This window comes from Halanaerobium praevalens DSM 2228, assembly GCF_000165465.1.
Lineage (GTDB): Bacteria > Bacillota > Halanaerobiia > Halanaerobiales > Halanaerobiaceae > Halanaerobium > Halanaerobium praevalens.
In genome coordinates this window covers 161,461-174,727 of sequence record NC_017455.1, presented here as the reverse complement: position 1 = coordinate 174,727, position 13,267 = coordinate 161,461, and the positions used below count along the sequence as shown (strand labels likewise).

Here is a 13,267-nt window from a genome sequence, read left to right as displayed (position 1 = left end):
AATGGAAGTTACAATTGGAGTTTTAGCACTGCAAGGTGGAGTAGCTGAACATTTAAATCATTTAAATCAAATTAGAGGTGTTAAAGCAAAAGCTATTAAAAAACCAACAGCTTTGGCTGACTGTAAAGGACTAATTATTCCTGGTGGTGAAAGTACTACTATGAGAAAACTGATTAAAGAATATAATTTTTCAGCAGCTCTCAAAAATTTTCACCAACAAAAAAACATAATCTGGGGAAGTTGTGCTGGCTTAATTTTAATGGCCCAAGAAGTTGAAGGAGAAGAAAAAGAACAATTGGAATTACTTAATATTAAAGTTCAAAGAAATGCTTTTGGTAGTCAACTCAATAGCTTTATTGAAAAGGATGTAATTCCTAAAGTCTCTGAACAAACACAAGAATTAGTTTATATTAGAGCACCACTAATCAAAGAAATTGGTCCAGATGTTGAAATTTTATATCAAAAGGATAACAAAATTTTGGCAGTAGAAACCAAGTATCTAATTGGAACTTCTTTTCATCCTGAATTAACAACTAGTACAATTTTTCATCAATATTTTGTTGATAAAATAAAAAATATAGCTTCTTAATAATCTATGCTATATAGAATTAGTCCAACCCTCCATTTAAATATGGGGGGTTTTTAATGTCTAGGAAATTATACCAAAGGAGATTTTGTTCTTAAGCTAATTAATTGGCAAAGAGTTTAAAATTATTATATAATTTATAATAAGCAGAGGAGGCCAAATAAATGCAAATAGAAGAGTTTTTGTCTGAAGATTTGATTAATTTAGATTTTAATCCAGTTAACAAAGAAGATGCTTTAAGCAAAATGGTGCAGATGTTTAAAAAAGAAAATAAGATTAAGTCAGAAACAGATTTTTTAAACAAAATTTTCAAGCGAGAAAAAGAAGGAAGTACTGGTTTTGGACGTCAAATTGCTGTTCCACATGGTAAAAGCAAAACTGTCAAAGAACTTTCTTTAGCAGTTGCTCGGGTAAAAAATGGACTTAAATATAATAGTTTAGATGGTCAAAAAGTAAAATTAATTTTTATGGTAGCAGATTATGAAGGCTATTCTCCTCAATATTTAAAATTGGTTTCTACTTTAGTTAGCTTGTTAAGAGACAATAATTTTAGAACAAAATTAATTGAAGCCAAAAATAAAAATGAGTTTATTGATTTATTTAGAAAAAAAGGAAAGAATAAATAATTCTATCTAAAGTAAATAGCGAAATTATTATAAAATATAAAAAATAAAATTTGGCGGGAATGTGTGGGAATCGAACCCACCACAGACAGGTCCGCCTGCCTGCCACTGGATTTGAAGTCCAGGATATCCACCATGGATATAGCCACTCCCAAATATGTTGAAATAATAGATCTAGAAGAAATTTTGCTATTTGCTTTAAGTTTATTTGAATTTAAAGTTTTTATTTTCTTTAATTGTAACTAATATTGTAGAAATAATTACCGAATTATAGCTGAGAAAGCCTCGCCTATGATAATGGGCGGGGATGAATCAGCTATTTTAATTTTTAGTCAATGTGGAAATTAAAATTTTGTATAATATGTTCTTGAAAATAAACATATGTTTATGATATAATGTGTTTAACAGCTAACATTTAGGAGATTTTAATAATGAATACCTATAAAAACACAAGACATGCAAAGTTTCTTTTAAATTATCATTTTATATGGATTCCTAAATATAGAAAACATATTTTAGATAATCCTAAAATTAAACAATTAACCTTAGATACTATCAATGAATTAGCTGATAAGCATAAATTTGAAGTATTGGCTACTGAAATAATGCCAGATCATATACACCTTTTTATATCAGCTTTGCCTAAGTATTCTCCCAGTAAGCTAATGAATATCATTAAAGGTACTACTGGAGGGAGAATATCAAAGCACTTTCCAGAGTTGAATATTAAAGGTTCTATTTGGACTAGAGCATATTTTGTAGCTACTGCAGGTAATGTGAGTTCTGAAACTATCCAACACTACATTGAAAATCAAAGGTGATTAATATGCAGCTAACCTATATTTTAGAGTTGTTAAAACCAACTAAAAGAAAAGAAAATATATTCTTAAATAACATTGTAGAAGTAGTTAAGAATCGTCAGGCTATTGCTGCAAAACTTAAAACAGGAGAAATTAACTTGAGTTCTGCTGATTTTAAAGAGCTTAACCTTCCCTCTGCTGTTAAAAATCAGAATATTAGAGAAGTTAAAGCACTCTATAAACAGTTTTTAAAGTCTAACTCTAAAAAAGAAAATATAGAGTTTAAAGAGAATCAACCTATTTGCTATAATAATCAAAATTATAAGATTGATCATCATATAATTTCAATTCCGCTTTATACCAGCAAATGCAAAAGATTCGCTTTTCCTGTTAAGCAGACTGAAAGGTTTGAAGAACTGCGGCAGCATATCGATAGTGGCTGCAAATTGGGTAAAGCCAGTCTCTTCTACAAGAGAGGTAAATGGTATTTTGCTGTAACAATTAAAATTGCTGATAAAAAAACCACTAACTCTAATTTAATGGGAATTGATATAGGGCTTCGCCAATTAGCAGTTGCTAGTGTTAAAACTCCTCAAGGCAAAGAGATTAATCGCCAATTCTACAATGGTAAACAGGCAGGTTTTATCCGCAAAAAGTATCGTATGTTAAGAAAAAAACTGGGTCAATCTAAAAAAAATAAAGCTATTAAAAATATTAATGACAAAGAGCAGAGATGGATGACTGATTTAAACCATAAAATTAGTCGCCAGCTTATTAATTTTGCTGTGCAAAAGCAAGTTGGTTCTATAATTATGGAGAATCTAGAGAATATCCGAAATACTGCTAAGAGTCTTAATAGAGCTGATAGAAACATCCATAGCTGGACTTTTTATCAACTTCAACAGTTTATTGAATACAAAGCTGAATTAGCTGGGATGAAGGTGGAATATATAAATCCAAAGTACACTTCCCAGAGTTGTTCTAGATGTGCTAAAGTTAAAAAATCTAACCGCAAAGCTAATCTATACTCTTGTGAGTGTGGTAATCATATCCACTCTGATTTAAATGCAAGTCGTAATATAGCTAATAAATATTTAGAACAACAATCTGCTTAGATGGTAATAGTCTAAGTGCCTGAGTGCCTATATTAGCAATAGTGCTAGGAATATGCTATTAGAATGCATAGTCGGCTATCTCAGGAGGGCTGATGGCACAGCCTGAAGTTTGCGTCATGACGGTCTCGATGACCTAATACTGAAACTATCAATACGCAACTACAAAGAGAGTTTCAGTGCACTTGCCTACCAGAAATGGACTGGCATTTAATCAGCAGACAACCTCGTGAAGGCCTCGATAGCCTAATGCTAACCCAACTATGCGTATCACAAATGTAGGGTTATTGAAATGGGCTCGCTGGCTAATATTGAAACTAGAATTTCGTAATACAAAAAAAGAGTTTCGGTGAAAGTTCCTTTAAGGAATCCTCGGTCCTAAGCTTTGCGAACGGGCGGGGAGGATGTCAAAAATAATGCAAAATATGTAGTTAAATAATTTGGCTAATAAAACGGAAATATGAGTCTGTTTCAATTATTATTTTGAAACAGACTCTTTCCGATTTTTATAAAACACTTATTAAAGCAAATTGCTAAAATAAGATCTAAGAAATCAGTTATTCAATAAAACCTGCCTTTTGCAGTTTTTTTCTTGCCTTGGCTTCATCAGCTTCAGCAATTAAAATTACAGGTCCTGTACAACCCATACCTGTTTCTGCATAAATATCCTGCTGCCAGAGACTTTCTTTAGCAGCTTCAATTTCTAAGATATCTATACCTGAGATTTCTTCATCTGTTACTTTCTTTTCTGGTTTTTTAACTTTTTCCTCTTTTACAGCTGAATTTTTAGCTTTTAGCTCAGCAATTAAGTCATTTAAACCAGCTTTTTTAGCTGCTTTTAATTCAGTTTTAGTCAGCTCCAATAAATTACCCTGAGCTACCTCTGCCATAAATTTTAGCGCCTTAGCAATTACTGGAGCACCTGAAGCCCGAGAAATAATCCCGATTAATTTATCATAATCTTCTCCAACTCCTGGTCCATAACCATAACCCACTGCTTCGTACTGGCCACCTGTATTAAAGGCAGAAAATACTTTCATCAACATATTTCCAGTCAGAGTATCAGTTACCATAATATCGGGAGTTCCTAAAAGCAGATCATTACCTCTCATCACTGAACCACCATCTGCTCTAACAGAAGTTGCAAATTCAAACTGATAACCATTTGCCTTTAACTTCTGCAGATTTTTTTCTACCAGTCTGGCCCCTTCTACATTTAAAATTCCTACTGTTGGTTTTTCAATCCCTAAAGCTTTAGCAGCTGCAATCCCATAAATTGTATTTTTGAGCATTGCTGGAACTCGATCAGTTGCAGTAGTGCCTGTGGTAGTAGCAATTAACATTTCTTTTCCCTGCCCAGGAGTAATAACTCTACCAACTGTAGACACTCCTAAAGGAAAGTTATAATGTAAGGTAACTGCAGCATCAAGCTCCTCATTTTCTAATTTTTGATCCATTATTGAATGAGCATCTGCCAGACAACTGCATTTATCTTCCTCACAACCAATTAAATCTACTTCTAAATCATTATATTTGTTTTCAGCCAGCTGAGCAGCTTTTTTTAGTTCATCTACTCCATGTTCACTATCAAGTAAAGTTAGGCCAATTTTCTTTTTTTGACCAAACTGACCTGTCTCCATCGCTGCTGCCACCTCATTAAAAACTCCGGCAACTCTTTCTTTTACATTCTTTGTCATTTTATCCACCTCACTCGGTTTCGCCGAGAAGATTATCTGCCATCTGGCGCATAGCACCGGCGATCATATTTTTGATTTCTTTATCACTTACACTTTCTGTTTTTGCCTCTACTCCGGAATTCTTTTCAATTACAAAAGAAACTCCATCAAACTGATTTGTCATTCTACCTAAAAATAGACTCCCTTTACCAATAATCATTGCTTTTTTTAGCTGACCTGCTGCCATCATTTTAGCTGCTGGACCAATAAAGGGTACTCCTGAAGGAATATGGCCCTGAGTTGGAGCAAATCCAGGCATTCCATGTGCTTTAACAAAGTTCATCAGTTCTTTTCTTTCTAAATCACCGCGTTTAACTCCTAAAGCAGCAATCATTTTATAATTAGATTCTGGAACATCTCCTGCACCAGCTGGTTTTGTAACTTCTGGATTCTGCATTTCTACAGAATACTTATCGATATCTTTAATATTTAAATCATTTTCATCTAAAGGATCAGTTACTAAAGAACTAATTACTGCCTGAGGAGAAGAACCTGTCCCCACTTTATGACGGCCAATAATATCAGTTCTAATCACTGGGCTTAGTCCATCATTTTTAGAAACTAAAACTGCAAATCCACCCAGAGTATCTTCTAAAACAGGCATTTCTTTTTTAATATGGTCTTTGCCATTCATCCCTAATTTGGCCACTGATCCACCTGCTGCGACTACTACATTGTCATAAATTCCAGCTTTAACTAAAGCTGCTGCATTAACTATTGCATGAGCTGGAGCTGCACAGAAACTTCTAACATCTGAGCCATTAGCATTTTCACAACCAGCCATTTCTGCTATTGCTTTAGCAAAGTTACCTCCACCACGCTGATTAATATCTCCACATGCTTCTTCAGAGCATTCAAGTAGATAGTCAACATCATTTAAATCAATATCATTTTTAAAAGCTAAATTTTTAACTGCTAAAACAGCAGATGCTTTGGCAACTAAGTTTTCTAAAATAGTATGGGCATTTAAATTGACATCACTTTCGTGTGCTCTTTTGACACAACCAATTAGTTTATTATTTAAATAAAGTGGTTCTGCCTCATTTTCTAATAAGGACTCCAGTTCAGAGCTTTCTTCTCCTGTACCAAGCTCAATCTCCATTTCTTTTAAAATAGGATGTTCAGCTAGCTGAGGCTCAATTTCTTGAATAAATTCTGAGCTTAATTTAACTAAATCAAAAACATCAACATGTTTAATCAAAGCATAAAATTCAGCTTCAGGCATAATTTCACCTAGTTTACCAAATCTTTCTTCTTCTACAAAATTTTCTTTAGCATACCATGGTTTTTCGATTTCTGTTAATTTATCTGGTAAAATATTACCGATATAAACTTGATTTGGTGCATATCCGACTACTTCTGTAAAAGTTCTTAAGTGATCATCCAAGTTCTTTAAATATTCTGCTTCAGGATTTTTGGCCCTAGTTGTTGTCTGAGTAGAGCCGCCTTCTTTTAAAATATTAGGTGTATGTACTAAAACATAACCTGAACCTTTAATTACTGGAAAATCCATTAAACTCACCTCCAAATTTTTTAAAAAACACTCTACCCCAAAGTATAGTCATTTGGGGTAGATGAAAATCTAAATTATGCTCTTGCCTCTAATTCTTTTCTAATATCTTCAACTTCTAAGTCTTCTCCACTTAAATGCTCAACTTTTTCTCCATTTTCATAAAATACAATTGAAGGTAGACCTAAAACTTGCTGACCAATAGCCAGTCTTCTATTACCTTTGATATCTAATTTAGCAAATTTAAAATCAGCAGCAAATTCTTCTGCTAATTCTTTAACATCAGGCATAATCTCTAAGCAAACATCACAGCTTTCACTCCAAAAATCAACAACTACCTTACCTTCACAGTTCAGAACTTCTTCTTCAAAATTTTCTTTAGTTAATTCAATCATTTTTATTCCTCCTTAGATTTTTATATAATCTTTTTTATATAATTGCTTCAATTTCTTCTTTTCCAGGTTTAACTAATTTTGAAGCAACTTTACCAGCTTCAAGTTTAAGTACTGTTGGGATTTCTTCAATTTGATATCTATTAGAAATTAATCTATTTTTATAAGTATCTATTTTGATAAACTTATAGCCTTTAGCTTCTAGTTCCATATTTTCTAATTGACTTACAATATCTAAACTATTTTGATCAGTTACACTCCAAAAAGCTACTATAGTTGGCTTTTCAGCCTGAACAACATTATTCTGCCAGTATTCTTCTTCTTCAATATAGCCTTGAGCCATCACAGCTGCTGTTGCACCATCACCTGCTGCAGTTATTACCTGACGCACAACTTTATCCCGCACATCACCAACTGCATAAATACCTGGCTGATTTGTTTCCATTTGTTTTGTTGTTTTAATATAACCATGTTCAGTTAAATCTACAACGCCTTCTAAAAAGTCTGTACTAGGAACGCGGCCGACAAAGAAGAAAACTCCATTACAATCAATTTCAGATTTTTGACCAGTTTTAATATTTTTAACAACAGCCTTTTCGACCAGACCTTCTCCTTTTATTTCTTCTAAAGTAGAATTCCAGACAAAATCAATTTTCTCATTTTCCATTGCCTGTTCCTGCAGAATTTTTTCGGCATCCATTACTCCTTCATCATGGATGACAATCATTGTCAGTTTATTTACAAATTTAGTTAAATAAATAGCTTCTTCTACAGCTGAATTACCATTTCCAACAACTACAATGTCTAAATCAGTAAATAAATCTGCATCACAGGTAGCACAATAAGATACTCCTTTACCTTTAAATTCTTCTTCTCCTTTAATTCCTAATTTTCTTGGCTCAGCACCTGTAGCTATTACAATACTTTTAGCCCTATACTCTTTTCCTTTTTTAGATTTAATAACTTTTTCGAAACCATTAACTTCTATAGCTTCTACTTCCCCTCTTTTAAATTCAGTCCCAAATTTTTCAGCATGAGTTTTAAAATTATCCATTAATTCAGAAGCAGTAGTCTCTGGCACTCCAGGATAATTTTCCATATCATGATATGTACTTGGCTGACCACCAGTTTTTCTTTTAGCTTCTAAAACTAAGGTTTTCAATCTAGAACGAGAACCATAAATTGCGGCCGAAATTCCCGCTGGTCCACCACCAATTATTATTAAATCATATTTTTCACTCATATTTTGCCTCCTCAAATAATTAATTTTTTTAATAACTAAATTTAAATTAAAATATAAATAAGTTAGACTTAAAGCATGTTTTATGCTGCTTGCATTTTTTTAAAAGCTGTTGTATCCTTAAGTACAGAATATTTAGCTTTCAAAATATTTTTAAGGATGTGTAATTAAGATGATTGATTTTGACAGTAAAGATATTAAGAAAAAAAGAATGCTCAAAATATTTATTGAAGCAACTCGTGATTTAATTGAAAAAGATGGTATAGAACAAGTAACAATTAGAGGTGTTGCCAAAAAAGCTGGTTATAATAGTGCTACTATCTATAACTACTTTGATAATTGCAGACAGTTAATCTTTTTTGCTTCACTTGATTTTTTAGGTGAATATAGTCAGGCAATGCCAGAATACATAGCAAAAGCTGAAGATGAAATTGAGCGCTTTATAAAAATGTGGGAATGTTTTTGTAAATATTCATTTGAAAACCCAAAAATTTATTATGCAATCTTTACCGACAATATTGGTGATAACCCAGAAATTTTAATGGAAAAATATTTTAATCTTTTTCCTGAAAAACTAGGTACTCCACCTGCTGACTTAATGCCAATGCTTTCAGATCCTGATCTATCTCATCGAGCTGCTATTGCTTCTCAACCACTAATCAACAAAAATTATCTTAGTCAAAAAACAGCCAGGGAAATGGACAAAATGATTACTTATATTTACCACGGTATGTTAACTTTAATGGTTAATCAAAGAATAGAATATAGTAGTACTCAAGCTTTAGAAATTATTACAGCTCAAATAAAATCAATTGTCGAAAATGCGATCTACTGTCAACAAAAATAATTGGAAATCACCCGGCAAAAAGCCGGGATTTTTAATTTTAATTCCCAATTTAAAGCATTTAACTTTATCATTTAGCCTGCTTCTGTTTCTAATTTATCTTCATCCATATGATCAATTGAAGCTTCTGCTACTTTATTAATATCTACTACCCCATCTACTTTTAAATCAGCTTTTAAAGCTTTAATCATTGCTATCATAGCAAAGATCATAATAAAAGCAAAAGGGAAAGCTGCTACTATTGAACCAGTCTGCAGCATACCTAAACCACCAGATAACATTAGAGCAATAGCCAAACCTGATTGGATAAAACCCCAAGTAACTTTTATTTTTGTAGATGGATTCTGATTACCTTTATCAGATAACATTCCCAAAACAAAAGTAGCTGAATCTGCTGAAGTAATAAAGAAAGTTATTAAGAGAGTAACCCCTATAATAGAAATTAAACCTCCACCAGGATAATACTGCATTATTTCAAAAAATGCTGTTTCAGTTACTGCTATAGCATCTTTTGCTACATCCATCCCAGTTTCAATACCCATCGTTCCTAAAATTGAAAACCAAACAAAAGAGGCAAGGGTTGGAGCAAATAAAACTCCTCCAATAAATTCTCTAATTGTTCTACCTCGGGAAATTCTAGCAATAAAAGTTGCTACAAAAGGTGCCCAAGCTATCCACCAAGCCCAGTAAAAGATTCTCCAAGCACCATACCAGCCTTCTTTACCAATTTTAAAGCTATCGCGCACAATACTTGAAAAATAAAAACCAAAAGTATTAGTAAAATTATTAACAATCAAAACAGTTGGACCTATAATTAAACAAATAACCATAATTAAACCAGCTAGTGAAATATTAGCATTAGATAAATATTTAATTCCTTTATCAACACCAGTTATTGCAGAAATCATAAATAATACAGTAATAACTCCAATAACCACTAAACGCATCAGATCAGTTTCTGGAACTCCAAATAGGAAATTCAAACCACTAGTAACCTGTAAAGTTGCCATTCCTAAAGAAGTTGCCACACCAGCTACAGTAGCAAAAATAGCTAAAATATCAATAGTTTTTCCAATCGGTCCTCTAGCTTTTGCTTCTCCAATTAAAGGAATAAATACACTACTTATTTGAGCAGGTTTATCATGCCTAAACTGCATATAAGCTAAGGCTAAAGCCAAAACACCATAAGCAGACCAAGGATGAAGTCCCCAGTGTAAAAATGAAGTTTTTAAAGCAAAATCAGCTGCAGCAGCAGTTCCACCCTGCATTCCTAAAGGATTAACAAAATGATTTAAAGGTTCTGCAACTCCCCAGAAAACAAGTCCTACTCCCATACCTGCACTAAATAACATTGCAAACCAGGAAATAGTACTAAATTCTGGCTCTTCATCTGGTTTTCCCAGCCTAATAGTTCCATATTGACTTAAAGCTACCCAAATACAAAAAACTACAAATAAGGTCATCGTGATTAAATAAAACCAACCGAAATTCATTGTTAAATAATTAAATAATGTATTTGCAACATTACTAAAACTAGCCGGCATTACAATTCCCCAGATAACAATTGCAAAAACAATTACCAGTGAAATTACAAAAACTTCGCGGCCTCGCTCTTTAATTATATTTCCATATGCATCTTTACGGTTTGCCATCTACTCCACCCCTTATAGAATGTGTTATATTTTTCACTTAAATTCTAGTTAAAGACCCCTAACCCACTTTTTAAGGTGGGCTAAGGGCTTAATATTTACACTTCTACTTCAAAAACTGTTTGCTCATCGATTTCAGTTGTTAGAGAATCTAAAGCTACTCCAACTCTATGATATCTAAGATCCCATTGTTCTTCCTTACTTGTAGAAGGATCTCCCAGTGGATAAGGGATAGAGATAGTTGGAACTATTCTGTTAGCACCAACAGTTTTTGCTACAGGAATTAAATTTGCCATCTGAACAACTGGAAAACCAGCTCTTTCAATTTCTTTCACCATTGTTGCACCGCAACGTGTACAGGTACCTCAAGTGGATGTTAAAATTACTGCTTGAACATTGGCATCTTGTAATTCTTGAGCAATTTCTCTTCCCATTCTAGCAGCTTCTCCCTGGGTAGTACCAGTTCCTACTGTTGAATAGAAATATTCATGTAATTTACCAATTTTGCCTTCTTTTTCATATTGACGCACTGCATCAACTGGAACAACTACATTTGGATCAGCATCAGCTGCAGCTGGATCAAAACCAGCATGAATAGTTTTAAATGCTTCTGCTTCTCTATTTTCTAATTTTTCCATACCACTAATCTCATATTTACCCCATCTAGTTGCTGAGGCAGATTGAATTTTATCTGGGTTATCAACAGGCACAATACCTCCAGAAGTAACTAAAGCAATTTCGGCTTTACTTAAATCTTTAATTGCAGGAGCAATCTCTACCCGATCTAATTCAGGAATAGGTAATTCACTTGTAAATTCTTCTCCTTTAATTTTTTTAAGCAGCATTTCAATTGCTCTTTCAGTAGCTGGAGTTTGATCTTCTAAGAAATATTGATGTCTAATACCTCGAGTATAATAACCTTCTTCTTCTGCTGGCAATAATTCTTCTCCTTTGAGAATCTTATTCCCAAACTTAGTCATTTCAGTAACATCATCTTTCATTTTGGCTGCACTATGACCACCGGGGAAGATATAAATATCTTTTTTAAATACTTCAACACCGGGATTTTCAATATTCATTGATGAAATTACAGGCACATCAAATTCTTCTTTTACTGCTTTTCCAATCTCACCACAGGCCATTCCATAACGTCCTGCTTGAAATGCTGGGCCAGCAAAAAAGATATCAAATTCTAAATCCCTTAAAAAATCAAGGATAGTTTCTACAGCTTCTTCAGTCTTACTTCCCATAAAATTATCTCCACAAATAACTGTATGAGTAACTTCTGCTTCTAATAACTGATTATAAAGCATTGCTGCTCCAACCTTTTCTTCTCTAATTTCAGGAGCATGATCTGCAACATCTTCTCCACCAATTTGACCAAAAAACTGGTTTAAATATACAATTGCTTTTTTCATTAATTCCACCTCCCCGGTTTAGTATTCTTTCATAGTTTTCGGAGACCAACCAGCAATTCTATCTCCACAAAACATTGAATTATTTTCCATCACAATTGAGCCATCTTCTTTAACAGAAGAACCAAGAATTTCATCATCTGCCCAGCCTCCAGAAAGTCCATCTCTAGCTAAGGCTTCTAATTCTCCGATTACCTCATCCATCGGAGGCAGCTTAATTAATTCTGATACATTACCTGTAGAAACTAAAGCATCTGCTTTAGGATCTAAAGTTACTAATGGCTGTGAGCCACCATCTCTTCCAGTTGCTTCATTGCTGACACCAACTGTTTTGACACCGGCATCTTCTAAGGCAACAAGACAGCCAATATAATCAGCATCTGGATTTCCGTATCCTTCTTCTGTTACAATAGCTGCTTCGACTCCAAGTGACTTAGCCATTTGGGCTACAAATAGTGCTGAACGCTCTTTCTGCTCAAGCGCAACATTTAAGTTTGACATTATCACACCAACAAAGTTAATTGTTTTGCCGTGTTCTGCATAAAGACTCCGAATCAAAGGAAAATTCTGAAAATCATAAGTTGACCATTTTGAAGAACAAGGCATAAAGCTGCCGGAAATCATTGCTCCATCTAATATTTCATTAGGATGCATTAAAGTTGGTAACATTCGATTTGTATCCCAACCATAATTAAGAGTATTATAGCCTGAATCCTCCATTTGTGACTGAGGCTGCATCACTAAAGCTACATTAGGTAAATCAGAGACAGCTGCTGCTCTTTCTGTTAAAGGTTCAAGCTCATATGTATCTGTAGCTTCTGGTTCTAAATCTTTAACAGTTTGACCTAAATATTCAGCTAATCTCATTCCGGCCCATCTTAGGGCATGATTTTTTTTCTGCTGTTCCTGCTGCTCAAACTCTTCATCTGTATCAGCTACTAGAACAACATTTTTTAAAGAAGAAAAGTGAGTATATTTGGCTCCTTCTCCTCCCATGTCAATTAATCCGTCCTGGAAACCACCCCAGTGTTTTCCTACAACTAAAACACTCATATCTTTCAAGCAAAGAGTTTTACCTTCTCCTGCTTGACTAAGTTTTCCAGTTACACCAGGAAAAACAGGTCCTCCCCCTACGCGGAAGCGGGGTTCAATTGCTTCTTTAACTGGTACCAGACGTACCATATCTCCTGGCTTAACTATTTTTAAGTCAGCTTCAGTAATATGTTTATCTTTAAAAACTACTTCTAGAGCTTCTTCTTTATTAATAGTTAAAACTCCATTTTTGAAAGTAGTTTCTGTACCGAACTCAATTTCTTTAACTTTAAAATTTCCGAGTTCAAGTTTCACCGCGGTCCACCCC

The 13,267-nt window shown here is 33.8% G+C and carries 12 protein-coding genes and 1 tRNA gene; 5 read left to right on the top strand and 8 right to left on the bottom strand.

Going from position 1 to position 13,267, the window contains the following annotated elements; genetic code table 11:
• The first annotated feature begins 1 nt into the window (after position 1).
• Positions 2-589, top strand: a complete 588-nt coding sequence (gene pdxT, locus HPRAE_RS00775) for a pyridoxal 5'-phosphate synthase glutaminase subunit PdxT (protein WP_041606872.1) — start codon at positions 2-4, stop codon at positions 587-589.
• A 161-nt stretch (positions 590-750) separates the two neighbouring features.
• A complete protein-coding gene (locus tag HPRAE_RS00770) occupies positions 751-1,212 on the top strand; it encodes a PTS sugar transporter subunit IIA (RefSeq protein ID WP_014552339.1) in 462 nt (153 codons plus the stop codon).
• Positions 1,213-1,263: 51 nt separating this feature from the next.
• Here the strand turns inward: HPRAE_RS00770 and HPRAE_RS00765 are convergent.
• Positions 1,264-1,362, bottom strand: a tRNA-Sec gene (locus tag HPRAE_RS00765).
• Positions 1,363-1,640: 278 nt separating this feature from the next.
• Between HPRAE_RS00765 and tnpA the strand changes: the two genes are divergently transcribed.
• Together tnpA and HPRAE_RS00755 are read left to right on the top strand one after the other, a co-directional pair.
• A complete protein-coding gene (tnpA, locus tag HPRAE_RS00760; protein ID WP_014552338.1) occupies positions 1,641-2,030 on the top strand; it encodes an IS200/IS605 family transposase in 390 nt (129 codons plus the stop codon).
• Positions 2,031-2,035: 5 nt separating this feature from the next.
• Positions 2,036-3,124: an RNA-guided endonuclease InsQ/TnpB family protein gene (locus HPRAE_RS00755; protein ID WP_014552337.1), complete on the top strand. Its 1,089-nt coding sequence runs from the start codon at positions 2,036-2,038 to the stop codon at positions 3,122-3,124.
• 554 nt (positions 3,125-3,678) lie between these two features.
• On the opposite strand, the gene grdD is transcribed toward HPRAE_RS00755, so the two are convergent.
• The 4 genes from grdD to trxB form a co-directional block, all read right to left on the bottom strand.
• Positions 3,679-4,818 (bottom strand): glycine/sarcosine/betaine reductase complex component C subunit alpha, encoded by a 1,140-nt coding sequence (gene grdD / locus HPRAE_RS00750; protein WP_014552336.1) that lies wholly within the window; start codon positions 4,816-4,818, stop codon positions 3,679-3,681.
• 10 nt (positions 4,819-4,828) lie between these two features.
• The gene (gene grdC / locus HPRAE_RS00745; RefSeq protein ID WP_014552335.1) at positions 4,829-6,370 is read right to left on the bottom strand and encodes a glycine/sarcosine/betaine reductase complex component C subunit beta; all 1,542 of its coding nucleotides are present in this window, start codon (positions 6,368-6,370) and stop codon (positions 4,829-4,831) included.
• 74 nt (positions 6,371-6,444) lie between these two features.
• A complete protein-coding gene (gene trxA / locus HPRAE_RS00740; RefSeq protein WP_014552334.1) occupies positions 6,445-6,762 on the bottom strand; it encodes a thioredoxin TrxA in 318 nt (105 codons plus the stop codon).
• 34 nt (positions 6,763-6,796) lie between these two features.
• Positions 6,797-8,002 (bottom strand): thioredoxin-disulfide reductase, encoded by a 1,206-nt coding sequence (gene trxB / locus HPRAE_RS00735; protein WP_014552333.1) that lies wholly within the window; start codon positions 8,000-8,002, stop codon positions 6,797-6,799.
• 169 nt (positions 8,003-8,171) lie between these two features.
• On the opposite strand from trxB, the gene HPRAE_RS00730 reads away from it, so the two are divergent.
• Positions 8,172-8,846: a TetR/AcrR family transcriptional regulator gene (locus HPRAE_RS00730; protein ID WP_014552332.1), complete on the top strand. Its 675-nt coding sequence runs from the start codon at positions 8,172-8,174 to the stop codon at positions 8,844-8,846.
• 71 nt (positions 8,847-8,917) lie between these two features.
• Here HPRAE_RS00730 and HPRAE_RS00725 read toward each other — a convergent pair whose 3' ends face one another.
• The 3 genes from HPRAE_RS00725 to HPRAE_RS00710 all read right to left on the bottom strand — a co-directional run bounded on the left by HPRAE_RS00725 (position 8,918) and on the right by HPRAE_RS00710 (position 13,254).
• Positions 8,918-10,495, bottom strand: a complete 1,578-nt coding sequence (locus tag HPRAE_RS00725; protein WP_014552331.1) for a BCCT family transporter — start codon at positions 10,493-10,495, stop codon at positions 8,918-8,920.
• A 95-nt stretch (positions 10,496-10,590) separates the two neighbouring features.
• On the bottom strand, positions 10,591-11,910 hold the full coding sequence (gene grdH, locus HPRAE_RS00715; RefSeq protein WP_083787820.1) for a betaine reductase selenoprotein B: 1,320 nt from the start codon (positions 11,908-11,910) through the stop codon (positions 10,591-10,593).
• A gap of 18 nt (positions 11,911-11,928) precedes the next feature.
• A complete protein-coding gene (locus HPRAE_RS00710) occupies positions 11,929-13,254 on the bottom strand; it encodes a glycine/sarcosine/betaine reductase component B subunit (protein ID WP_014552328.1) in 1,326 nt (441 codons plus the stop codon).
• Between the last annotated feature and the right edge of the window lie 13 nt (positions 13,255-13,267).

Excerpts from the sequence above, each read along its gene's own strand:
- pdxT (WP_041606872.1), top strand. The coding sequence starts at position 2 with ATGGAAGTTACAATTGGAGTTTTAGCACTGCAAGGTGGAGTAGCTGAA.
- HPRAE_RS00770 (WP_014552339.1), top strand. The coding sequence starts at position 751 with ATGCAAATAGAAGAGTTTTTGTCTGAAGATTTGATTAATTTAGATTTT.
- tnpA (WP_014552338.1), top strand. The coding sequence starts at position 1,641 with ATGAATACCTATAAAAACACAAGACATGCAAAGTTTCTTTTAAATTAT.
- HPRAE_RS00755 (WP_014552337.1), top strand. The coding sequence starts at position 2,036 with ATGCAGCTAACCTATATTTTAGAGTTGTTAAAACCAACTAAAAGAAAA.
- grdD (WP_014552336.1), bottom strand. The coding sequence starts at position 4,818 with ATGACAAAGAATGTAAAAGAAAGAGTTGCCGGAGTTTTTAATGAGGTG.
- grdC (WP_014552335.1), bottom strand. The coding sequence starts at position 6,370 with ATGGATTTTCCAGTAATTAAAGGTTCAGGTTATGTTTTAGTACATACA.
- trxA (WP_014552334.1), bottom strand. The coding sequence starts at position 6,762 with ATGATTGAATTAACTAAAGAAAATTTTGAAGAAGAAGTTCTGAACTGT.
- trxB (WP_014552333.1), bottom strand. The coding sequence starts at position 8,002 with ATGAGTGAAAAATATGATTTAATAATAATTGGTGGTGGACCAGCGGGA.
- HPRAE_RS00730 (WP_014552332.1), top strand. The coding sequence starts at position 8,172 with ATGATTGATTTTGACAGTAAAGATATTAAGAAAAAAAGAATGCTCAAA.
- HPRAE_RS00725 (WP_014552331.1), bottom strand. The coding sequence starts at position 10,495 with ATGGCAAACCGTAAAGATGCATATGGAAATATAATTAAAGAGCGAGGC.